At 74.7% G+C, this 20,704-nt stretch carries 23 protein-coding genes and 1 pseudogene; 14 read left to right on the top strand and 10 right to left on the bottom strand.

The window, feature by feature from the left end; translation table 11 throughout:
- Positions 1-28: 28 nt before the first annotated feature.
- The 4 genes from JKP76_RS00745 to JKP76_RS00730 all read right to left on the bottom strand — a co-directional run bounded on the left by JKP76_RS00745 (position 29) and on the right by JKP76_RS00730 (position 2,652).
- On the bottom strand, positions 29-712 hold the full coding sequence (locus tag JKP76_RS00745) for a tyrosine-protein phosphatase (RefSeq protein ID WP_200489161.1): 684 nt from the start codon (positions 710-712) through the stop codon (positions 29-31).
- Positions 601-1,179, bottom strand: a complete 579-nt coding sequence (locus tag JKP76_RS00740; RefSeq protein WP_200489160.1) for an SRPBCC family protein — start codon at positions 1,177-1,179, stop codon at positions 601-603. Before JKP76_RS00740 ends, JKP76_RS00745 begins: the two co-directional genes overlap by 112 nt.
- A gap of 11 nt (positions 1,180-1,190) precedes the next feature.
- Positions 1,191-2,342, bottom strand: a complete 1,152-nt coding sequence (locus JKP76_RS00735; protein ID WP_200489159.1) for an Mrp/NBP35 family ATP-binding protein — start codon at positions 2,340-2,342, stop codon at positions 1,191-1,193.
- Between the two features lie 133 nt (positions 2,343-2,475).
- Entirely contained in the window at positions 2,476-2,652 is a 177-nt protein-coding gene (locus tag JKP76_RS00730; RefSeq protein WP_200489158.1) for a hypothetical protein, read from the bottom strand.
- Between the two features lie 83 nt (positions 2,653-2,735).
- Here JKP76_RS00730 and JKP76_RS00725 point away from each other — a divergent pair, with 83 nt between their 5' ends.
- From JKP76_RS00725 to JKP76_RS00715, 3 genes are read left to right on the top strand one after another with little or no spacing between them, the layout of a single operon-like run.
- Positions 2,736-3,020, top strand: coding sequence for a hypothetical protein (locus tag JKP76_RS00725; protein ID WP_242471134.1), 285 nt, complete (start codon positions 2,736-2,738; stop codon positions 3,018-3,020).
- Positions 3,021-3,031: 11 nt separating this feature from the next.
- On the top strand, positions 3,032-3,730 hold the full coding sequence (locus JKP76_RS00720) for an AzlC family ABC transporter permease (protein ID WP_200489157.1): 699 nt from the start codon (positions 3,032-3,034) through the stop codon (positions 3,728-3,730).
- Positions 3,727-4,044: an AzlD domain-containing protein gene (locus JKP76_RS00715; RefSeq protein WP_200489156.1), complete on the top strand. Its 318-nt coding sequence runs from the start codon at positions 3,727-3,729 to the stop codon at positions 4,042-4,044. Before JKP76_RS00720 ends, JKP76_RS00715 begins: the two co-directional genes overlap by 4 nt.
- A 16-nt stretch (positions 4,045-4,060) precedes the next feature.
- On the opposite strand, the gene JKP76_RS00710 is transcribed toward JKP76_RS00715, so the two are convergent.
- Entirely contained in the window at positions 4,061-4,606 is a 546-nt protein-coding gene (locus JKP76_RS00710; protein ID WP_200489155.1) for a DUF1003 domain-containing protein, read from the bottom strand.
- Entirely contained in the window at positions 4,599-5,837 is a 1,239-nt protein-coding gene (locus tag JKP76_RS00705) for a magnesium transporter MgtE N-terminal domain-containing protein (RefSeq protein WP_200489154.1), read from the bottom strand. Before JKP76_RS00705 ends, JKP76_RS00710 begins: the two co-directional genes overlap by 8 nt.
- 24 nt (positions 5,838-5,861) lie before the next feature.
- On the opposite strand from JKP76_RS00705, the gene JKP76_RS00700 reads away from it, so the two are divergent.
- The 4 genes from JKP76_RS00700 to JKP76_RS00685 all read left to right on the top strand — a co-directional run bounded on the left by JKP76_RS00700 (position 5,862) and on the right by JKP76_RS00685 (position 9,487).
- Complete coding sequence (locus JKP76_RS00700; protein WP_200489153.1) at positions 5,862-6,734, top strand: PhzF family phenazine biosynthesis protein; 873 nt, start codon at positions 5,862-5,864, stop codon at positions 6,732-6,734.
- Between the two features lie 62 nt (positions 6,735-6,796).
- Complete coding sequence (locus JKP76_RS00695; RefSeq protein WP_200489152.1) at positions 6,797-7,657, top strand: DMT family transporter; 861 nt, start codon at positions 6,797-6,799, stop codon at positions 7,655-7,657.
- Positions 7,658-7,698: 41 nt separating this feature from the next.
- A complete protein-coding gene (locus tag JKP76_RS00690; protein WP_200489151.1) occupies positions 7,699-8,451 on the top strand; it encodes an SDR family oxidoreductase in 753 nt (250 codons plus the stop codon).
- Between the two features lie 82 nt (positions 8,452-8,533).
- Complete coding sequence (locus JKP76_RS00685; RefSeq protein ID WP_200489150.1) at positions 8,534-9,487, top strand: CoA ester lyase; 954 nt, start codon at positions 8,534-8,536, stop codon at positions 9,485-9,487.
- A gap of 55 nt (positions 9,488-9,542) precedes the next feature.
- Here the strand turns inward: JKP76_RS00685 and JKP76_RS00680 are convergent, their stop codons facing one another.
- Together JKP76_RS00680 and JKP76_RS00675 are read right to left on the bottom strand one after the other, a co-directional pair.
- Positions 9,543-10,187 (bottom strand): dihydrofolate reductase family protein, encoded by a 645-nt coding sequence (locus JKP76_RS00680; RefSeq protein ID WP_200489149.1) that lies wholly within the window; start codon positions 10,185-10,187, stop codon positions 9,543-9,545.
- Positions 10,188-10,251: 64 nt separating this feature from the next.
- Positions 10,252-10,671 carry a DUF4190 domain-containing protein gene (locus JKP76_RS00675; protein ID WP_200489148.1) on the bottom strand — a complete coding sequence of 140 codons (420 nt, stop codon included), beginning with the start codon at positions 10,669-10,671 and terminating at the stop codon, positions 10,252-10,254.
- A 172-nt stretch (positions 10,672-10,843) separates the two neighbouring features.
- Here JKP76_RS00675 and JKP76_RS19875 point away from each other — a divergent pair.
- From JKP76_RS19875 to JKP76_RS00665, 3 genes and pseudogenes are all read left to right on the top strand, one after another.
- Positions 10,844-11,149: pseudogene (locus JKP76_RS19875) on the top strand (acyl-CoA dehydrogenase family protein); the annotation flags it as partial.
- Positions 11,150-11,243: 94 nt separating this feature from the next.
- Positions 11,244-12,044: an acyl-CoA dehydrogenase family protein gene (locus JKP76_RS00670; protein ID WP_242471318.1), complete on the top strand. Its 801-nt coding sequence runs from the start codon at positions 11,244-11,246 to the stop codon at positions 12,042-12,044.
- A 78-nt stretch (positions 12,045-12,122) separates the two neighbouring features.
- Positions 12,123-13,064: an NADP-dependent oxidoreductase gene (locus JKP76_RS00665; RefSeq protein WP_200489147.1), complete on the top strand. Its 942-nt coding sequence runs from the start codon at positions 12,123-12,125 to the stop codon at positions 13,062-13,064.
- 9 nt (positions 13,065-13,073) lie between these two features.
- Here JKP76_RS00665 and JKP76_RS00660 read toward each other — a convergent pair whose 3' ends face one another.
- The gene (locus JKP76_RS00660; protein ID WP_200489146.1) at positions 13,074-13,469 is read right to left on the bottom strand and encodes a hypothetical protein; all 396 of its coding nucleotides are present in this window, start codon (positions 13,467-13,469) and stop codon (positions 13,074-13,076) included.
- A gap of 59 nt (positions 13,470-13,528) precedes the next feature.
- Between JKP76_RS00660 and JKP76_RS00655 the strand changes: the two genes are divergently transcribed.
- Positions 13,529-13,750: a hypothetical protein gene (locus JKP76_RS00655; RefSeq protein WP_200489145.1), complete on the top strand. Its 222-nt coding sequence runs from the start codon at positions 13,529-13,531 to the stop codon at positions 13,748-13,750.
- Positions 13,751-13,794: 44 nt separating this feature from the next.
- Positions 13,795-15,336: an acetolactate synthase large subunit gene (locus JKP76_RS00650; RefSeq protein WP_200489144.1), complete on the top strand. Its 1,542-nt coding sequence runs from the start codon at positions 13,795-13,797 to the stop codon at positions 15,334-15,336.
- Positions 15,337-15,371: 35 nt separating this feature from the next.
- On the opposite strand, the gene JKP76_RS00645 is transcribed toward JKP76_RS00650, so the two are convergent.
- Positions 15,372-15,599, bottom strand: a complete 228-nt coding sequence (locus JKP76_RS00645; protein WP_200489143.1) for a hypothetical protein — start codon at positions 15,597-15,599, stop codon at positions 15,372-15,374.
- Positions 15,600-15,895: 296 nt separating this feature from the next.
- On the opposite strand from JKP76_RS00645, the gene JKP76_RS00640 reads away from it, so the two are divergent.
- Both JKP76_RS00640 and JKP76_RS00635 read left to right on the top strand, forming a co-directional pair.
- Complete coding sequence (locus JKP76_RS00640) at positions 15,896-16,783, top strand: hypothetical protein (RefSeq protein ID WP_200489142.1); 888 nt, start codon at positions 15,896-15,898, stop codon at positions 16,781-16,783.
- 132 nt (positions 16,784-16,915) lie between these two features.
- On the top strand, positions 16,916-20,698 hold the full coding sequence (locus JKP76_RS00635; protein ID WP_200489141.1) for an ABC transporter ATP-binding protein: 3,783 nt from the start codon (positions 16,916-16,918) through the stop codon (positions 20,696-20,698).
- The last annotated feature ends 6 nt before the right edge of the window (positions 20,699-20,704 follow it).

Here is a 20,704-nt window from a genome sequence, read left to right as displayed (position 1 = left end):
CGGTGATCTCCGACCTCGCGGTCAGAGGTCACGCTGCCAGCCGTCGACTCAGCGAGTCGACGGTGCCGCCGTCGAGGCCGAGCCAGCGGAGGTACTGCGCCGTTGAGCCGTAGGCAGCGCTCACGTGGTCGAGCATTTCCAGGATGTCGTCCCCGGAGGCTGGATCTGCCGCGTTCGTCCCGCAGGTGCCGGCCGGGGGGAGAGCGTGGTCGGCGGCGATCGCCTGTCGGTCGACCCCGGCCAGGTCGAGCAGCAGGGCTGCGATCATCCCGGTGCGGTCACGGCCCGCCCGGCACGAGATGAGGACCGGTCCGGGCGGCGCGCTGGCCACTGCGCCGAAGATGGCCGCGATGTGTGCGGCGTTGCGCTGCAGGCTGCTGCTGTAGATCTCCCCGAGCGTGCGATACCGGCTGAAGTCTTCCCCTGCCTCGGCGGCGGGGTCGATGAGCGGAAGCCAGCGGTACGCCGGTGAATTGGCCAACGGGTGCGGGCAGGCCACCAGCTCCTCGGACGAGCGGAGGTCGAGGACCACAGCGAACCGGACCGCGTGTGCGGCGGCCAGGTCCTCCTCGCTCAGCCTTGCGGGGGTGTTCGCGCGGATCACGCGGCCCGTCGGAACCTCCGAGCCTCGGGGGGCGGGCAGACCGCCGAGATCGGCGGAGTTCGCGAAGCCGCGCAGGACACCGCGCGAACGGGCGGGCCGGGCGTCCACCCGGCTAGCGGACCTGCGGCGTCGGTCTCCGCGGCCTGCTTGAGCCGCTGCAGCGTGCCGAGGATGCCGGCGCGGTTGCGCTCGGGGAACTTCGCGGCGCGGACGATCGCGTCGGTGAGGCCGTCGGCCCGCGAGGCGTCGAAGGTCTCGGTGACCGTCGTCCCGCCGTCGGAGGTGGGGGCGAGCTCGTAGCGCCAGCGGTTGGCGGTGAAGTGCCGCCAGGCGATGAGCCGGCCCTCCTCGAACTCGACGACCCGGTTGGGGATGACGTAGGGGACGCCGAAGAGCTTCATCCGCACGGTGAACGTCTGGCCGGTGCCGGTGAGCCGCTCCGGGGCGCTGAGGACCGCGCCGACCGAGCCGGAGCCGTCGATCCGTGAGTGCTGGCGGGGGTCGGCGAGGATCGCGAAGACGACCTCCGGCGGGGCGTCGACGGTCGTGCTCTCGGAGATCAGCTTCTCGGTCACCCCGGTGCCGGCTACTTCCGGACGGGGGTGAGCCCCAGCGACATGCCCTGCAGGCCGCGCTGCCGGCTGGCCAGCCCGTCGGCGATCTTCTGGAGCGCCACCGCGGCCGGGGACTCCGGCTCGGCGAGGACGATCGGGGCACCGGCGTCGCCGGCCTCGCGCAGGCGGGTGTCGAGCGGGATCTGCCCGAGCACCGGCACGCGGGCACCGAGGGTCTTGGTGAGCGCATCGGAGACCGCCTCGCCGCCGCCGGCGCCGAAGACCTCCATGCGGGAGCCGTCGGGCAGGTCCAGCCACGACATGTTCTCGATGACGCCGACGACCTGCTGGTGGGTCTGCGTCGCGATCGCGCCGGCGCGCTCGGCCACCTCGGCGGCGGCCAGCTGCGGGGTGGTCACGATGAGGATCTCGGCGTTCGGCAGCAGCTGCGCGATGGAGATCGCGACGTCGCCGGTGCCCGGGGGGAGGTCCAGCAGCAGGACGTCCAGGTCGCCCCACCACACGTCGGCGAGGAACTGCTGCAGCGCGCGGTGCAGCATCGGCCCGCGCCACACGACCGGGGTGTTCCCGGGGGTGAACATGCCGATCGAGATGAGCTTCACGCCCATCGCCTGCGGCGGCATGATCATGCTGTCGACCTGGGTCGGCTTCTCGTCGGTGCCGAGCATCCGGGGCACGGAGTGGCCGTAGATGTCGGCGTCGACGACGCCCACGGACAACCCGCGCTTGGCCAGGGCCGCGGCGAGGTTCACCGTCACCGAGGACTTGCCGACGCCGCCCTTGCCGGAGGCGACCGCGTAGACGCGGGTCAGCGAGCCGGGCTGGGCGAAGGGGATGACCGGGTCGGCGACGTCGGTGCCGCGGACGGTCTTGCGCAGCTCGGCACGCTGCTCGTCGTTCATGACGTCCAGGCCGACCTGCACCGAGGTCACGCCGGGGACGGCGCCGACGGCGGTGGTGACCCGGTTGGTGATCGTCTCGCGCATCGGGCAGCCGGCGACGGTCAGGTAGACCTCGACGCGGACCGCGCCGTCCTCGGCGATCTGGACATCCTTGACCATGCCCAGCTCGGTGAGCGGGCGGTTGATCTCGGGGTCCTGGACGGTGGCCAGAGCGGCGGTGATGGCGTCGAGCGCCGGGCTGCCGGTCAGGGTGTCGGACATCGGTGCGTCTGTCTCCTTCGACGGGGGCCCGAGGGTGGCCTGCCGCGACAGGAGCGGGGCCTGCGCACTCGGGACGTCGCCACTGTACGGCGGCCCGGAGGGCGCGCCGTCGCGCGCGGGGGTGATCTGCTGCTCAGGTCGGTGCCATGCTGCGGCGCATGACCAGCGCGAGCGCAGTCCCCGCCCCCGACGAGCCCGCCGCGGAGCGGATCGAGGCGGCCCGCCTGATCCCGGCGACGCCCGCGGAGGTGTTCGCGGTGCTGCGCGATCCGCAGGGCCACGTCGACATCGACGCCTCCGGGATGCTCATGGACGCCGAGGGCGAGCCGGTCTCGGCAGTCGGCGACCGGTTCGTCGTCCACATGGACCGGGAGGCCCTCGGCGACCCTGCCGATGGGGCGGTACGACGTCGAGGTGGTCATCACCGCCTACGAGCCGGACCGGGAGATCGCCTGGACCATCCTCGGCACGATCCGGCCGCCGCTGCAGCACGTCTACGGCTACCGGCTGGAGCCCGCCGACGGCGGCACCCGGGTCGTCTCCTACTGCGACTGGTCGAACCTGCGGGAGGACTACCGGTCGCTGCTCACCTTCCCGATCGTCCCGGAGAGCGCGCTCAAGGGGACCCTCGGCATCCTCGACCGGACGGTGCGCCGGCGCCGGACGCGCGCCGCCTAACCTGGGGCCCCGTGGCCCCGCCCGACCGCTCCCGCACCCTGCGCGACGCCGTCGGGCTCGGCGTCGCCGTCGGCCTCTACGGCATCGCGTTCGGCGCGGCCGCCGACGCCGCGGGACTGGACGCCTGGCAGGCGATGACCCTGTCGCTGCTGATGTTCACCGGTGCCTCGCAGTTCGCGCTGGTCGGCGTGCTCGGCGCCGGGGGCAGCGCGCCGGCGGCGGTGGGCAGCGCGCTGCTGCTGGGCACCCGCAACACCGTCTACGGCGTGCGGATGGCACCGCTGCTGGCCCCGCGCGGCGCGGCCGGGCGGGCGGCTGCGGCGCACCTGGTCATCGACGAGTCGACGGCGATGGCCGTCGCCGCGCCGGACCGCGAGCTCGGCCGGCTGGCGTTCTGGGTCACCGGCGGCACGGTCTACCTCGGCTGGAACGCCATGACCCTGGTCGGCGCGCTCGGCGCCTCCGGCCTGGGCGGCACCGCCGAGGCGGCCCTGGACTCCGTCGTCCCGGCCGCCTTCCTGGCGCTGCTGTGGCCGCGGCTGACCGCGCGCGGCTCGGCCGAGCCGGGCGCGCAGCGGCGGGTCGCGCTCGGGGGCGCGGTGGTGGCGCTGGCGCTGACGCCGTTCGTGCCGGCGGGCGTGCAGGTGATCGTGGCGGTGGTCGCCGTCGCGCTGGCCGGCCGGCCCCGGACGGCGGAGCTGCCGGCATGAGCCCCGACACGCTCTGGCTGGCCGTCGTCGTCGCCTCGGTCGGCTGCTACCTGCTCAAGCTGGCCGGGATGTCGGTGCCCGCGGCGTGGGTGGAGCAGCCCTGGGTGGCCCGCGTCGTGGACTTCGTGCCCGCTGCGCTGCTGGCCGCCCTGGTCGCGGTGCAGGGCCTGACCAGCGACGACCGGCTCGTGGTCGACGGCCGGCTGGCCGGGCTGGCGGTCGCCGCGCTGGCGCTGGCGCTGCGCGCGCCGTTCATCGTGGTGATCGTGCTGGCCGGGGCCACCGGCGCCGGCGTGCACGTGCTGACCGGCTGACCGGACACGGGCCGCGCTAGGCCTGGGCGCCGCCGGCCGCCTCGGCCTGCTCGCGCTCCCGCTTGCGGCGCTTCTTCTCGCGCTTCTCCTGCTCCTCGGCGCTGTCCTCGAGCAGCCGGCTCAGCTCGCCGCGGATGAAGTCGCGGGTGGCCAGCTCGCCGACCGCCACGCGCAGCGAGGCCAGCTCGCGGGCCAGGTACTCGGTGTCGGCGCGGGTCTGCGCGGCGCGGGAGCGGTCCTCCTCGGCCTGCACGCGGTCCCGGTCGGCCTGCCGGTTCTGGGCCAGCAGGATCAGCGGCGCGGCGTACGCGGCCTGGGTGGAGAACGCCAGGTTGAGCAGGATGAACGGGTAGGGGTCCCACCGCCAGGCCACCGCGACGACGTTCAGCGCGATCCAGACGATGACGAAGATCGTCTGCCAGGCCAGGTAGCGGCCGGTGCCCAGGAAGCGCGCGACCGCCTCGGCGCCCGCGCCCACCGCGTCGGGGTTGAGCCGGGGCAGCCAGGAGGCCAGCCGCCGGGGCCCGCCGCTGGGGACGTCGAGCCGCGGGGTCTCAGCCACGACGGGCCCGCTCGCGCCAGTCCTCGGGCAGCAGGTGGTCGAGGACGTCGTCCACGCTCACCGCGCCCACGAGCCGGCCCTGCGCGTCGACCACGGGGGCGGCGACCAGGTTGTAGGTGGCGAAGTAGTGGGTCACCTCGGCCAGCGGCGCCTCGGGGCGCAGCGGGTCGAGGTCGTCGAGGACGCCGCTCACCAGGTTCGAGGGGGGTTCGCGCAGCAGCCGCTGGATGTGCGCCAGGCCCAGGTAGCGGCCGGTGGGCGTGGCCGACGGCGGGCGGCAGACGTACACCTGGCTGGCCAGCGCCGGGGTCAGCTCCGGCTCCCGGACCCGCGCCAGCGCCTCGGCGACGGTGGCGTCCGGCGCCAGGATCACCGGCTCGCTGGTCATGATCCCGCCGGCGGTGTCCTCGGAGTACTTGAGCAGCTGGCGGACCGGCTCGGCCTCGTCGGGCTCCATGAGCTCCAGCAGCCGGTTGCGGTCGACGTTGGACAGCTCCGCCAGCAGGTCCGCGGCGTCGTCGGGGTCCATCTCCTCGAGGACGTCGGCGGCGCGGCGCTCCTCGAGCGTGCCGAGGATGACCACCTGGTCGGCCTCGGGCAGCTCGCCCAGGACGTCGGCCAGGCGCTCGTCGTCCATGGCCTCGGCGACCTCGTGCCGCCGCTTGATCGGCAGCTCCTGCAGCGCGTGCGCCATGTCGGCGGCGTTGAGCTCGCGGTAGGTCGCGATCAGCGTCTCCGCGCCCTGCCCGGTCTGCGCCAGCGCGAGCCCCGAGACCTCGTCCCAGGCGAGGGTGTGCAGCTGCCCGCGGCGGCCCAGCCGGCCCGGCTCCTGCACCGCGAGCCGCGACATCTGCCAGTCGCCGGTGCGGGTCTGCTCGATGCCCGCGTCGACGACGGTCGCCGGCCGGCCGCTCTCCACGATCTGCACCGACCGGTCCAGCAGCTCGCCCAGGACCAGCGTCTCGCCGGCCCGCTGCTCGAAGCGCTTGAGGTTGATCGTGCCCGAGGCCAGCAGCACCGCGCCCTGGTCGATGCCGGTCACCCGGCCCATCGGCACGAAGATCCGCCGGCGTGCGACGACCTCCACGACCAGGCCGAGCACCCGGGGGCAGGCCGTCCCCACCCGCAGGGCGACGACGACGTCGCGCACCTTGCCCACGCGGTCGCCGTTGGGGTCGAACACCGTCAACCCGGCGAGCCGCGAGACGTACGCCCTGCTCACCGTCGTCACGGGGCTGAGGCTACCGTCGGCGCCGTGAACGGCCCGGAGCTGCTGGACTATGAGATCGTCGACGTGTTCGCGCCGCGGGCCTTCGCGGGCAACCCGCTGGCCGTCGTCCTCGACGCGGACGCGCTGAGCACCGAGCAGTGCCAGGCGCTGGCCAACGAGTTCCACCTCTCCGAGACCTCGTTCCTGAGCGCGCCCACCGAGCCCGGCGCGGACTACAAGGTGCGGATCTTCACGCCCTACGCCGAGCTGCCGTTCGCCGGGCACCCCAGCGTCGGGGCGGCGCACACGCTGGTCCGCGCCGGGCGGCTGCCCGCGGGCACGCTGCGCCAGGAGTGCGGCGCCGGCGTGCTCGACGTCGTCGTCGACGGGGACGGCGCGACGCTGTCCGGTGGGACGCCGACGCTGCAGGACGGCCCGGCCGCCGAGGAGCTGGCGCGGGCGATGGGCCTGACCGCCGGCGACGTCACCGGCGTCCCGGTCGAGGTGGCCGGCTGCGGGCTGCCGTTCGCCTACCTGTCCGTGCGCCCCGACGCCGTCGACCGCGCCGTTCCGGACCCGGCCGCGCTGCGCGCCTTCTCCGTGGGGGAAGGCGTCTCGGTGCTGTCCTGGGACGCCGCCACCGCCACCGCCTACGCCCGCGTGTTCGCCGCCGACCTCTCCTGGGGCGAGGACCCGGCGACCGGCTCCGCCGCGCTCGGCACCGGGGTGTGGCTGGTCGAGACCGGCCTGCTCGCCGCCGACGGGACGTCGTCGTACACGGTGCGGCAGGGCGAGGCGATGGGCCGCCCGTCGGTGCTGGAGTGCACGGTGACCGCGGCGGCCGACCGCGCGGTGGCCGCCACGGTGCGCGGCGCGGTCGTGCCCGTGGCGAGCGGCCGGATCCGGGTGCGCCGCTGACCGCGTCCACCGCGTCGTCCTCGTGGGCGGTCCAGCGGCCCGGCGGTCGGGACGTCGCGCTCATGGGCGTGGCCGTGCTGGGCGTCTCGATGTCCGGGCCGCTCACCGCGCTGGTCGTCGCGCCGGTGCTGGCCGTGGCCTTCTGGCGCAACGCCGCGGGCGCCGCGCTGCTGCTGCCGGTGCTGCTCACCCGCGAGCGCGCCTCGCTGCGGGGGCTGGCGCTGCGGGACCTGCGCAGCTCCGTCGTCGCCGGGCTGTTCCTCGCCGCGCACTTCGCCGCCTGGCTGCCCAGCCTGACGATGACGACGGTCGCCGCGTCCACCGCGCTGGTCACGACCACCCCGATCTGGACGGCGCTGGCCGCCCGGTACGCCGGGGTGCGCCTGCCGGCCGCGGTCTGGTGGGGGCTGTGGCTGTCGGTCCTGGGCGCCGCGCTGATCGCGGGCGTGGACGTCTCGGTGAGCCTGGAGGCGCTGGCCGGCGACGTGCTGGCGCTGCTCGGCGCGATCTTCGCCGGGGGCTACGTGCTGGCCGGCGCCCGCGCGCGTGAGCGGCTGTCCACCTCGGCCTACGCCGTGGTCGCGTACTCGGTGTGCGCGGCCGCCGTCGCCGTCGGGGCGCTGGTGTTCGACGTCCCCCTGCTCGGCATGAGCGGGCGGGACTGGCTGCTCATCGCCGGCATCACGGTCTGCGCCCAGCTGCTCGGGCACACGCTGCTCAACCTGGTGCTCTCCACGGTCGGCCCGACGATGGTCAGCCTGGTGATCCTGCTCGAGGTGCCGGGGGCGACGCTGGTCGCGCTGGCGCTGCTGCAGCAGGCGCCGCCGCTGCTCGCGCTGCCGGGGATGGTCGCCGTCGTCGTGGGTGTCGGCCTCGTGGTGCGTGGCAGCCGGCCGACGACGCTGGTCGAGCCCGCCACCTGACCGGGATGTCACATCCCGCGGCGCTGCGTCGTCCCAGGTGCATGACATCGAAGATCGCAGTCGCGGGCGGGACCGGCGTCGTGGGGCGGCACGTCGTGGACGTGGCCGGGGGGCGCGGGCACGACGTCGTCGTCCTGGCGCGGAGCAGGGGCGTGGACCTCGTCGACGGCACGGGCCTGGACGAGGCGCTGCGGGGGAGCGAGGCCGTCGTCGACGTCACCTCGGTGTCCACCCAGTCCGGCAGGGGGTCGCGGCGCTTCTTCGGGGCGGTCACCACCCACCTGCTCGACGCCGGGGCGCGGGTCGGCGTGGGGCACCACGTCGCGCTCTCCATCGTCGGCATGGACCGCGCGCCCGACGGCTACTACGCGGGTAAGGCCCTCCAGGAGGAACTGGTGACGGCGGGTCCGGTGCCCTGGAGCCTGCTGCGCGCCACCCAGTTCCACGAGTTCGCGGCGCAGATGCACGCCCGGCTTCAGGTCGGCCCCCTGCACCCGGTGCCGGTCATGCGCTCGCAGCCGGTCGCGGCCCGCGAGGTGGCCGAGCGGCTGGTCGCGCTGGTCGAGGCGGGGCCCTCGGGGCGGGTCCCCGACCTCGCCGGGCCGGAGGTGCTGCGCGTGCCCGACATGGTCCGGCGCTACGCCCGGGCCACCGGCGCGCGGGGCGTCGTCGTCCCCGTGCCGCTGCCCGGCCGGCAGGGACGGGCCTTCCGCGACGGCAGCCTCACCGCGGGCCCCGGGGCCGATCTGGGCACGCAGACCTTCGACCAGTGGCTCGCCGCGCTCCCCGGGTGATCACCGCGCCAGCGCGTGCGGCGACGCCCGTCGCTACGCTCCGTGCAACCGAATCCTGTCCACTCCTACCCGCGGAGGCACTGTGGCCGAGCTCCGATCCCGCCGTTCCAACCTGGCCGTTCCCGGCAGCAACCCCCGGTTCCTCGAGAAGGCCAAGGGCCTCCCCGCGGACCAGGTGTTCCTCGACCTCGAGGACGCGTGCGCGCCGCTGGCCAAGCCCGGAGCCCGCAAGAACATCGTCGCGGCCCTGAACGAGGGCGGCTGGGGCGACAAGATCCGCACCGTCCGCGTCAACGACTGGACGACGGAGTGGACCTTCCAGGACGTGCTCGAGGTCGTCGGCGGCGCCGGCGCGAACCTCGACGCGATCATGCTGCCGAAGGTGCAGGACGCCGCGCAGGTCAAGGCGCTGGACATGCTGCTCACCCAGATCGAGAAGGCCAACGGCCTGGAGATCGGCAAGATCGGCATCGAGGCGCAGATCGAGACCGCGCAGGGCCTGATCAACGTCAACGACATCGCGTTCGCCAGCGACCGCATCGAGACGATCATCTTCGGCCCCGCCGACTTCATGGCCTCGATCAACATGAAGTCGCTGGTCGTCGGTGCGCTGCACCCGGACTACCCCGGCGACCCGTTCCACTACATCCTCATGCAGATCCTCATGGCCGCCCGCGCCCGCGGCGTGCAGGCCATCGACGGCCCCTTCCTGCAGGTGCGCGACGTGCCCGCGTTCGAGGAGGTCGCCAAGCGCTCGGCGATGCTCGGCTTCGACGGCAAGTGGGTCCTGCACCCGGGCCAGATCGACGCCGCCAACGAGATCTACGCGCCGTCGCAGGAGGACTACGACCACGCCGAGCTGATCCTCGACGCCTACGACTGGTCCACCTCGGAGGCCGGTGGCAAGAAGGGCTCGGCGATGCTCGGCGACGAGATGATCGACGAGGCCAGCCGCAAGATGGCGCTGGTCATCGCGGGCAAGGGCCGCGCCGCCGGCATGTCCCGCACCTCGACGTTCACCCCGCCGGAGAGCTGACACCGGCTGTGCCGACGGCCGCCCGGGGGGTCCTCCCCGGGCGGCCGTCGTCGTCCTACCGCCGCCAGAACAGGTGGTGCGTGACGCCGCTCGGGCTCGGGACGACGTCGCAGTGGAAGCGGTCGAGCAGCTCGTCGGGCGACGTCCAGAGCCGGGCGCCCGCGCCGATCTCGAGCGGTGCCACCGCGACGTGCAGGGTGTCGACCAGGTCGGCGTCGAGGAACTCGCGGATCGTCGTCGCCCCGCCGCCGAGCCGGACGTCCCGGCCGTCGGCCGCGTCGCGGGCCCGGGCGAGGACGGTGGCCGGGTCCTCGTCGGTGAAGTGGAACGTCGTATCCGACAGGGTGAACGACGGCCGCAGGTGGTGGGTCAGCACGAAGACCGGCGTGTGGAAAGGCGGCTCGTCGCCCCACCAGCCCCGCCACTCGAGGTCCCGCCACGGACCGCGGTGCGGGCTGAACTTGTGGGCGCCCATGATCTCGGCGCCGATGTTGTTCGCGAAGTCCCGGGCGAGGACGTCGTCGAGACCGCGGCTCCCCCCGGGCTCGCTGCGGTTCGGGAAGCCGGCCGTGGCGAGGAGCCAGGACATCAGCTGCCCCGGGTCGGCGGAGCCGAAGGGCCGCTCCAGGCTCTGGCCCTCGCCCGCCCCGAAGCCGTCCCGCGAGACGGTGAAGTTCTGCACCCTGAGCAGCTGGTCCATCGGATCTCCCGTCGTGGTCGTCGCCCCGTCAGACCGGCGGGGACGCCGGGAACTCGTCGGTGGATCAGGAGAACCCGGTGCTGGTCAGCGAGGCGAAGGCGATGACCCAGAAGACGATCACCAGCGCGAACAGCGCGGTCGCGATGCCGCCGACGATGATCCCGGCCAGCGCCAGGCCGTCGCCGCCCTCGTGCGTCTCGCGGATCTGCCGGCGGGCGATGATCCCGGTGATCAGCCCGGCCGGTGCGAAGACGAACGCCAGCACCAGCGACAGGATCGCCAGCGAGTTCGTCGGGCGGCCGTAGCCGTAGCCGGGCGGGTAGGGCGAGCCGTACACCGGCGGGCCGTACTGCGGCGGTGCGTACTGCGGCTGCCCGTGCGGCGGCTGCCCGTACCCGGGCTGCGCGAACGGCTGCTGCCCGTACGGCGGCGGACCCGGGTGGGGGCCGGGCGCGGTCCGCGGGCCGTCGTCGGGGGTGCTCATCGGTTCGTCTCCTGCTCACGGTGCGGGCGGGGGTGGCCGGTGCGGCTACTCCACCACGCGCCGGCCCCCCGGAAGGGCAGACATGGCCATTTCTGCCCTCGTGGGCGGGGGCCTGGCGGGCTAGCCCATACTTTCCGCTGACCATGGACACCGGAGTCCCCGGAGGAGACCGATGACCCGCCTGGCCCAGACCGCGGACCTGACCGACATCCAGCGCGAGATCCTGTCGACGGTGCGCAGCTTCGTCGACCGGGAGATCATCCCGAACGCGCAGGAGCTCGAGCACGGCGACACCTACCCGCAGGAGATCGTCGACGGGCTCAAGGAGCTCGGGATCTTCGGCCTGATGATCCCCGAGGAGTACGGCGGCCTCGGCGAGTCGCTGCTCACCTACGCGCTGGTGGTCGAGGAGATCGCCCGCGGCTGGATGAGCGTCTCCGGCGTCATCAACACCCACTTCATCGTGGCCTACCTGCTGCGCCAGCACGGCACGCAGGAGCAGAAGGACCACTACCTCCCGCGCATGGCCACCGGCGAGGTGCGCGGCGCGTTCTCCATAGTCCGAGCCGGGCCTGGGCTCCGACGTCGCGGCCATCCGCACCAAGGCGACCAAGAACGCCGACGGCAACTACACGATCAACGGCCAGAAGATGTGGCTGACCAACGGTGGCAGCTCCACCCTGGTCGCCGCGCTGGTCCGCACCGACGAGGGCGCCGAGCGCGCCCACGAGAACCTCACGACCTTCCTGGTCGAGAAGCCGGCCGGCTTCGGCGAGGTCAAGCCCGGGATCACCATCCCCGGCAAGATCGACAAGATGGGCTACAAGGGCGTCGACACCACCGAGCTGGTGTTCGACGGCTACGAGGCCCAGGCCTCCGACATCCTCGGCGGGGTCCCCGGCAAGGGCTTCTCGCACATGATGGACGGCGTCGAGGTCGGCCGCGTCAACGTCGCCGCCCGCGCCTGCGGCATCTCGATCCGCGCCTTCGAGCTCGCCATCGCCTACGCCCAGCAGCGGGAGACCTTCGGCAAGCCGATCGCCCAGCACCAGGCGATCGCCTTCCAGCTCGCCGAGATGGCGATCAAGGTCGAGGCCGCCCACCTGATGATGGTCAACGCCGCCCGGCTCAAGGACGCCGGCAAGCGCAGCGACGTCGAGTCGGGCATGGCCAAGACCCTGGCCAGCGAGTACTGCGCCGAGGTGACCACGCAGTCGTTCCGCATCCACGGCGGCTACGGCTACTCGAAGGAGTACGAGATCGAGCGGCTCATGCGCGAGGCGCCGTTCCTGCTCATCGGCGAGGGCACCAGCGAGATCCAGAAGACAATCATCAGCCGTGGTCTGCTCAAGGAGTACAAGCTCAAGGGCTGACCTAGCCGCCTCGCGGCCCCCGTCCCGATCACCCAGACGGGGGCCGCGCTGCGTCCGGCGGTGGTGTAGTCAGGAGGCATGCGCGCAGCTGGAGTGACCGAGTTCGGCGGGCCCGAGGCCCTGCACATCGTCGAGGTGGAGCCGGAGCCGCTCGGCCCCGGCCAGGTCCGCCTGAAGGTGGAGGCCGCGGCGGTCAGCCCGACCGACACCCACGCCCGCTCCGGCGCCTACGCCGGGCGCGACCCGGTGAAGAGCCCGCCGTACGTGCCGGGCATGGACCTCGCCGGCGTGGTCACCGAGCTGGGCGAGGGCGTCGACCACCTCGCGGTCGGTGACCTCGCGATGGGCGTCGTCGTCCCCTTCGGGCCGTACGGCGCCTACCGGGAGGACAAGGTGCTGCCGGGGAACTCGGTGGTGCGCGCACCGAAGGGGGCGACCGCCGTGGAGGCGTCCACGCTGCCGATGAACGGGCTGACCGCCCGCCTGTCGCTGGACCTCTTGGGGCTGCAGCCGGGCCAGGTGCTGGCGGTGACCGGTGCGGCGGGCGCGTACGGCGGCTACGTCGTCCAGCTGGCGAAGGCCGACGGGCTCACCGTCGTCGCCGACGCCTCCGAGGCCGACGAGGAGCTGGTGCGCGGGTTCGGTGCCGACGTCGTCGTCCGGCGTGGGGACGACGTCGCCGAGCGCATCCGCGAGCACTTCCCCGAGGGCGTCGACGGGCTGGCCGACGGCTCGGTGCAGGACGCGCTCGTGCTGCCGGCGGTCAAGCAGGGTGGCGCGGTGGCGACCGTCCGCGGGTACCGGGGCGACGGCGGCGGCCGCGAGGACCTCCGCTTCTTCCCGACGCTGGTGCGCAAGGTGGCCGAGGACCGCGCGGCCCTGGACCGGCTGCGCGAGCAGGTGGAGGAGGGCGTGCTCACCCTGCGGGTGGCGCAGACCTTCCCGGCGGAGCGGGCCGCAGACGCGCACCGGATGCTCGAGGCCGGTGGCGTCCGCGGCCGGCTGGTGCTGACCTTCTAGCCGCGGGGGTCAGCCGCGGCGGGCCTGGACGGGGAGCCAGACGGCCAGGCCCATGATCAGCATCGCCAGGGGCACGTGCACGGCGACGGCCGCGGAGGAGTCCGCGAGCCCGAGCAGCATCTCGACGACCAGGAGCACGAACAGCAGGGCCGTCGCGACGACGACGGGTGTCCGGTGCCGCAGCCAGACGAACGCCGCGACCGTGGCCAGGGCGGCGAGCGCGACGGTGGCCTCCGCGCCGTGCTTGTGCACGTCGTACCAGGTGCCCGGGTCATCGGTCCCGCCGAGGAAGAGGCCTGCCCAGAGGCCCTGGAGGAGCACGCCGAGGGTGGTCAGCCCGACCAGCGCGCTGTGCGCCGGGTGGGCGCGGCGGGCGGGGGCGGCGGTGGTCGTGGCGTCGGCCATGGTGGTGCTCCTCGGTCGGGGGTGATCACGGGCAGTCTGCCGGTGCGAGGATGACCGCCGTGCCCGACTCCCCGACGCCCGGCGCGCCATCGGTGCCCGGCCTGCGGCAGCGGGCGCGGATGCTGCTGCCCGTCGTCGTCCCGCTGATGATCCACCTGCTGATCCGCATCGGGCAGACCTCGCGGGCCAGCCTCGTCGTCGCCGGCGTGCTGCTGGCCGCGCTGGCGGTGGGCAGCCTGCTGTGGGTGCGCGGCCGCGCCGCGGAGGAGCCCGGCACCTGAACCCCGGTGTGGACCCCGGGTGTGAGCCGTGCCATGGTCGCCGGGTGAACGGCGCACAGGCACTGATCCGGACCCTGGTCGACGCGGGCGTGGACGTCTGCTTCTCGAACCCGGGCACCTCCGAGATGCACTTCGTCGCGGCGCTGGACGACGTGCCCGAGATGCGCGGGGTGCTGACCCTCTTCGAGGGCGTCGCGACCGGCGCCGCCGACGGGTACGCGCGGATGACCGGGGGCCCGGCGGCCACGCTGCTGCACCTGGGCCCGGGCCTCGGCAACGGCCTGGCGAACCTGCACAACGCCCGGCGCGGCAGGGCGCCGCTGGTCAACGTCGTCGGTGACCACGCCCGTTCGCACAAGCGCTTGGACGCCCCGCTCGAGTCCGACATCGACGCGATCGCCGGCACCGTCTCGGGCTGGGTCCGCCGCTCGCTGTCGCCGGCCGACGTCGCCGGTGACGCCGCGGAGGCCGTGGCGATGGCCAAGAAGACCGGCATCGCCACGCTGATCCTCCCCGCCGACGTGTCGTGGGAGGAGGGCGCCGAGCCCGCCGTGCCGCTGAACGTGCGGCCGCGGCCGCACGCCGCGCCGGCGCTGATCGAGCGCATCGCCGAGGTCGTGGCCACCGGCGAGGAGACGGTGCTCTTCCTCGGCGGCGACGTCCTGGCCTCGCCCGAGGGGCAGCTGGCCGCGGCGCGGGTCGCCGCCGGCACCGGCGTGCGGCTGCTCGCCGAGACCTTCACCGCCCGCACCGCGCGAGGCGGGGGCCTGCCGCACCTGAACCGGCTGCCGTACCCGCCGCAGCTGGCCATCCCGGCACTGGCCGGGACCAAGCACCTGGTGCTCGCCGGCGCCACCGCGCCAGTGCACTTCTTCGGCTACCCCGGGCTGCCCGGCCACCCGGTGCCCGAGGACTGCACGGTGCACGTGCTCAGCCAGCCCGGTGAGGACGGCGTCGCGGCGATCGAGGCGCTGGCCGAGCTGGCCGCCCCCGGGGCCGAGCCGGCGCGGCAGGAGCTGGAGCGCCCGGAGCTGCCCAGCGGCCCGCTGAACCCGCGGGCTATGTCAGCGGTCATCGGCGCCCTGCTGCCGGAGGACGCGATCATCGTCGACGAGGCGCTCACCTCGGGCGTCGGCCTGACGGAGATGACCTCGGCCGGGCCGCGGCACGACTGGCTCTCGCTCACCGGCGGTGCGATCGGCGACGGGCTGCCCATGTCGCTGGGTGCCGCGGTGGCCTGCCCCGACCGGCCGGTCATCGGCATCCAGGGCGACGGCAGCGCGATGTACACCATCTCGGCGCTGTGGAGCTTCGCCCGCGAGCAGGCCGACATCACCACGATCATCTGCGACAACAGCTCCTACGCGATCCTGCAGCACGAGCTGGTCAACGTCGGCGCGGCGACGGACGGGAAGCGGGCGCGCCAGCTCCTCGACCTGGGCGGCCCGGCGCTGGACTTCGTCTCCATCGCGCAGGGCATGGGGGTGCCGGCCTCGCGGGCGACCACCGCCGAGGAGCTGGCCGAGCAGGTCCGGCACGCGCTGGCCGAGCCCGGCCCGCACGTCGTCGTCGCCACCCTGCGGTAGCCCGCGCGGGGCCTTCGCCGGCTACGCCCCTGGGGTCAGCCGTTCCAGGGGACGTAGTCGGTCCCACCGCCCAGCGCGGTGAGGACGATCATGGCGGTGAAGGCGAGGACGACGACCACCGCCGCGAGGGCCAGCAGCAGCAGCATGTGGTCCTCGATGCCGGGCTTCTCGGGAGGCTTCTTCCGATCCGGGCGGGCCGGGTGCTCGTCGGGAGGGCGGTGCTGCCCGGCCACGGCGGGGGGCCGGTTCACGGGACGGGTCATGACGACTCCCGGGGGAAGCCGGCCGCGGAGACCGGCGTCCGGACGCCGGCGGCCCGGCGCCCGACGACCACGCTAGCGCTGTCGCGTGCTCGGGGACGGGGCCGGAGGTCCCGGGTGCCGGGTCCGTCGTCCGTCGGCGGATCCGGCCGATCGGCCCTGTCCGTCCCCGCGCGGTGCGGTCGACCCTTCCGGCTGGGAGGGGAGGCGGCACCGACCCGGATCCGGGACGACGCCGACTCCTACCGCGTCGAGCCGGCACCCTTCCGCCGGCGGGCCGTCGCCTCTAGCGTCGCGCCGTGATCACCGAGAAGGTCGACCTCGACGGCCGCCCGTTCACCCTCGACCGGCCCGACTCCCCGCCGGAGGACGGCGTCGTGTTCGTGCTCAACCTGCACGGCGCCGGATCGCTGGGCCCGTGGCAGCGCGAGTACTTCCCGGTGCACGACCACGTCGACGAGTTCGGGCTGGTGGTCGCCACCCCGACCGCGCGGACGACGTCGCCCTTCCGCAGGTGGGTCGCCGAGGCCGACGACGCGTACCTGCAGGCCGTCGTCGAGGACGTCCTCGCCCGGTATCCGGGGCGGGTCCGGTCGTTCTGGCTGGCCGGGCACTCGCAGGGCAGCATCACGTCGAACCGGCTGCTGCGCACCGACTGGTGGGCCGACCGGGTCGACGGCTGGCTGAGCCTTTCCGGTGTGCGCCTGGGGCAGGTGACCGTCGTCGAGGGTTTCGGCCCGCCGGCGCAGCCGGGGCAGCCCTCGCTGGCGGCGCTCCCGCCGGAGGCGCGGGCCCGGATGTTCGGCGTCGCGCGGGGCCTGCCGGAGGGGGAGTTCTCCTTCGTCTACGCGGTCGGGGAGCACGAGATCGTCGCGCTGCCCGAGACCTCGCCGTGGGCGGAACGGTTCGGCGGCGGCACCCGCGTCCGGCTGGACGACGTCGTCGACGAGCAGCCCGGGCGGGTGCACGACACGCGGCCCGGCACGCCGACGCGCGCGTGGGGCGGGCCGCCGGCACCGGGCACAGCAGAGGTCTACGTCTACCCGGAGCTGGAGGGGGACCGGGTGGTCGCCGACGTGCTGCGGCGGGACAAGGGGCACACCGAGGGCCTCGAGCCCCGGGTCGTCCGGACGCTCGTGGAGCTGGTGGCCCGCGCGCCCGGCGGGAAGCTGCAGCCCGCCGGCTGAGCCGCACTGGAAGGTGGGCCGGCACCCGGGCGGGCGACACGCAGGCCCGGGCCGGGCGGGGCGCGCGGGTCCGTCGCAGACTGGGGGCGTGTCGGACCTCTCCGCCGTCCCGTCGCGGGCGGCGGCTCCCCAGTGACGGCCACCGAGCTCCAGCTCCCCGGCACCCGTGGGCGGCCCGCACCACCGCCGCCGGAGGGCGGCTGGCTCAAGCGGCTCATCGGCTACTGCCTCCGCCACCGGGCCGACCTGTACGGCGCGTTCGCCGCGGCGCTGGTCGCCTCGGTGGTGGCCGGGCTGGCGCCGCTGCTGGTGCGGGAGGTCGTCGACCGGGTGGTCGAGGGCACGGAGACGGGCCGGTCGGTCGACATCACCCCGTTCGTGGTCGCGCTGATCGGGGCCGGGGCGCTGCGGTTCGCGGCCGGGTTCGTCCGCCGGTACCTCGCCGGCCGGCTCTCGCTCGACGTCCAGATGGACCTGCGCAACGACGTCCACGCGGCGCTGGCGCGGGTCGACGGCCCCGGCCAGGACCACCTGCAGACCGGGCAGACGGTCAGCCGGGCGATCAGCGACGTGACCCTGGTCCAGGGGCTGCTGGCGTTCCTGCCCAACCTGACCGGCAACGCGCTGCTGTTCCTCGTCTCGCTGGGCGTCATGGCGTGGCTCTCGCCGCTGCTGACGCTGGTCGCGCTCGCCGTCGGCCCGGCGCTGTGGTTCCTGGCGCTGCGCTCGCGGCGGGACCTCTTCCCGGCGAACTGGGCCGCGCAGCAGCAGGCCGGCGCCGTCGTCGGCGACGTCGAGGCCGCGGTCACCGGCGTCCGCGTGGTCAAGGGCTTCGGCCAGGAGGACCGCGAGCTCGACCGGATCGAATCCGGCGCCCGCCGGCTCTACGGCGCCCGGCTGCGGGTGGTCCGGTTCACGGCGCTCTACAACCCGCTGCTGCAGGCCGTGCCGGCGCTCGGGCAGGTCGGCGTGCTGGCGCTGGGCGGCTGGCTGGCGCTGCGCGGCTCGATCAGCCTGGGCACCTTCCTGGCCTTCGCCACCTACCTGGCCGCGCTGGTCGCGCCGGTCCGGCAGCTCGCCGCGCTGCTCACCATCGGGCAGCAGGCCCGCGCCGGGGTGGAGCGGGTGCTGGAGATCGTGGACAGCCGGCCGACGGTGCTGCCCGGCACCGGCCGGCTGCCGGACGGGCCGCTGACCGTCCAGCTCGACGACGTCACCTTCGGCCACGACGACGACCGGCCGGTGCTCTCGGGGGTCTCGCTGCGGATCGAGCCGGGGGAGACCCTCGCGCTGATCGGCACCGCGGGCTCCGGCAAGTCCAGCGTGGTCAACCTGCTGCCGCGCTTCTACGACGTCGCCTCGGGCAGCGTGCGGATCGGCGGGGTCGACGTCCGCGACCTGGACACCGACGACCTGCGGTCGGCGATGGGCGTCGTCTTCGAGGACAGCTTCCTGTTCTCCGACTCGGTGCGGTCGAACATCGCCTTCGGGCGGCCGGACGCGACGGACGACGAGGTGCGCGCCGCCGCCCGCGCCGCGCAGGCCGACGGGTTCATCTCCGAGCTGCCGCACGGCTATGACACCGTCGTCGGCGAGCAGGGGCTGACCCTGTCCGGTGGGCAGCGGCAGCGGGTCGCCCTGGCCCGGGCGCTGCTGGTCGCGCCGCGTGTGCTGGTGCTGGACGACGCGACCTCCGCCGTCGACGCCGCGGTGGAGGCCCGCATCCACGAGGCGCTGCGCGGGGAGATGCGCGGCCGGACGGTGCTGCTGGTCGCGCACCGGCGGTCGACGCTCGCGCTGGCCGACCGGGTCGCCGTCCTGGACGCGGGCCGGGTGGTCGATGTCGGCACCGCCGCGGAGCTCGAGGCGCGCTCGCCGCTGTACCGGCTGCTGCTGTCGGGCGCCGAGGGCGACGTCCCGCCCCTGGCCGAGGTGCCCCCGGCCGGGGGCACCACCCCGGAGGCGTGGCCCGAGCCCGAGGCCCCGGTGGAGGACGGCGGCCCGTCGCGGGCCGCGACCGCGTCCATCGGCGCGCCCGGTGGTGGCGGTGGCGGTGGCGCGGGCATGGCGGCGGCGGCCGCGCCCACGGCTGCCCTCCGCGCGCTGGTCGACCGGCTGCCGCCCGCGGACGCGCTCCCGGACGTGCCGGCCGAACGCGCCCGCGCCGCCGATCCGGACTTCACGCTGCGGCGGCTGCTGCGGCCGTTCCGCTGGCCGCTGGCCGCGGCGATCGTGCTGGTGGCCGGGGACACCGCCGCGCAGCTGGCGATCCCCGCCCTGGTGCGGAAGGGCGTGGACGACGGCGTGGCCGCGCAGTCGCTGCCGCTGCTGCTGACCGTCGCGGCGGTCGCGCTGGGCGTCGTGGTCGCGGACTGGGCGCTGGCCCGGGGCGCGGCCTGGCTGACCGGGCGCACCGGCGAGCGGCTGCTCTACACGCTGCGGGTGAAGACCTTCGCCCAGCTGCAGCGGCTCGGGCTGGACTTCTACGAGCGCGAGCTCGGCGGCCGGATCATGACGCGGATGACGACGGACGTCGACGCGCTGTCGACGTTCCTGCAGACAGGCTTGACGACCGCGCTGGTCAGCCTGCTCACCCTGACCGGGGTGCTGGTCGCGCTGTTCCTCTTCGACGCCGCGCTCGCGCTGGTGCTGGTGGCCGTGCTGCCGGTGCTGGTGGTCGCCACCGTCTGGTTCCGGTCGCGGTCGGTGCCGGCGTACACCGAGGCGCGCGAGCGGGTGAGCGCGGTCAACGCCCGGCTGCAGGAGGACGTCGCCGGGCTGCGGGTCACCCAGGCGTTCAACCGGACCGAGCGCTCGACCGCGGTGTTCGAGGGCTACGCGCGCAGCTACCGCGACGTGCGGCTGCGGGCACAGCGGTACATCGCCACCTACTTCCCGTTCGTCGAGTTCCTGTCCGAGGTGGCGGCGGCCGCGGTGCTGGCGGTCGGGGCCGCGCGGCTCACCTCGGGCAGCATCACGACCGGCGTGCTGATCGCCTTCGTGCTCTACGTCGACACGTTCTTCGCGCCGGTGCAGCAGCTCTCGCAGGTGTTCGACAGCTACCAGCAGGCCTCGGTCGGCCTGCGCCGGCTGCGCGACCTGCTGCGGACGCCGACGTCGACGCCGGCCGTGCCCGACGCCGCCCCGGTGGGCCCGCTGCGCGGCGAGGTGCACCTGGACGACGTCACGTTCGCCTACACGGGCGCGCCGGAGGCGGCGCTGCGGAACGTGACGATGACCGTCGCGCCGGGGGAGACGCTGGCGCTGGTCGGGGAGACCGGTGCGGGCAAGTCGACGGTGGTGAAGCTGGTGGCGCGGTTCTACGACCCGACGTCGGGGGCGGTGTGCGTGGACGGCGCGGACCTGCGCTCGCTGGACCTGCTGCAGTACCGGCACCGGCTGGGCGTCGTGCCGCAGGAGGCCTACCTGTTCGAGGGCACCGTGCGTGACGCGATCGCCTACGGCCGGCCCGACGCGACCGACGCCGAGGTGGAGGCCGCCGCCCGGGCCGTCGGCGCGCACGACATGGTGGCCGGGCTGCCGAAGGGCTACCGGACGCGGGTGGGGGAGCGCGGGCGCTCGCTGTCGGCCGGGCAGCGGCAGCTGCTGGCGCTGGCCCGCGCGGAGCTGGTCGACCCCGACGTGCTGCTGTTCGACGAGGCGACCGCCTCGCTGGACCTGGCCACCGAGGCCGCGGTCACCCGGGCGGCGGACGCGGTGGCCCGGCGGCGGACGACGCTGGTCGTCGCGCACCGGCTGACGACGGCGGCCCGCGCCGACCGGGTGGCGGTGCTCGTGCACGGCCGGCTGGTGGAGATCGGGACGCACGACGAGCTGCTGGCCGCGGGTGGTGCGTACGCCGCGCTGTGGGAGGCGTTCACCGCGGACGAGGACGCCGACCCGCTGATGGACTGAACGCCC

It is taken from the genome of Blastococcus sp. TML/C7B (assembly GCF_016612845.1).
Lineage (GTDB): Bacteria > Actinomycetota > Actinomycetes > Mycobacteriales > Geodermatophilaceae > Blastococcus.
Note: the sequence above shows the minus strand (reverse complement) of the source record. Positions and strands in the feature narration are given on the sequence as shown.

Excerpts from the sequence above, each read along its gene's own strand:
- JKP76_RS00735 (WP_200489159.1), bottom strand. The coding sequence starts at position 2,342 with ATGTCCGACACCCTGACCGGCAGCCCGGCGCTCGACGCCATCACCGCC.
- JKP76_RS00730 (WP_200489158.1), bottom strand. The coding sequence starts at position 2,652 with ATGAGCATCCCGGAGGCGTCGATGTCGACGTGGCCCTGCGGATCGCGC.
- JKP76_RS00725 (WP_242471134.1), top strand. The coding sequence starts at position 2,736 with ATGGGGCGGTACGACGTCGAGGTGGTCATCACCGCCTACGAGCCGGAC.
- JKP76_RS00715 (WP_200489156.1), top strand. The coding sequence starts at position 3,727 with ATGAGCCCCGACACGCTCTGGCTGGCCGTCGTCGTCGCCTCGGTCGGC.
- JKP76_RS00695 (WP_200489152.1), top strand. The coding sequence starts at position 6,797 with ATGGGCGTGGCCGTGCTGGGCGTCTCGATGTCCGGGCCGCTCACCGCG.
- JKP76_RS00690 (WP_200489151.1), top strand. The coding sequence starts at position 7,699 with ATGACATCGAAGATCGCAGTCGCGGGCGGGACCGGCGTCGTGGGGCGG.
- JKP76_RS00680 (WP_200489149.1), bottom strand. The coding sequence starts at position 10,187 with ATGGACCAGCTGCTCAGGGTGCAGAACTTCACCGTCTCGCGGGACGGC.
- JKP76_RS00675 (WP_200489148.1), bottom strand. The coding sequence starts at position 10,671 with ATGAGCACCCCCGACGACGGCCCGCGGACCGCGCCCGGCCCCCACCCG.
- JKP76_RS00665 (WP_200489147.1), top strand. The coding sequence starts at position 12,123 with ATGCGCGCAGCTGGAGTGACCGAGTTCGGCGGGCCCGAGGCCCTGCAC.
- JKP76_RS00660 (WP_200489146.1), bottom strand. The coding sequence starts at position 13,469 with ATGGCCGACGCCACGACCACCGCCGCCCCCGCCCGCCGCGCCCACCCG.
- JKP76_RS00645 (WP_200489143.1), bottom strand. The coding sequence starts at position 15,599 with ATGACCCGTCCCGTGAACCGGCCCCCCGCCGTGGCCGGGCAGCACCGC.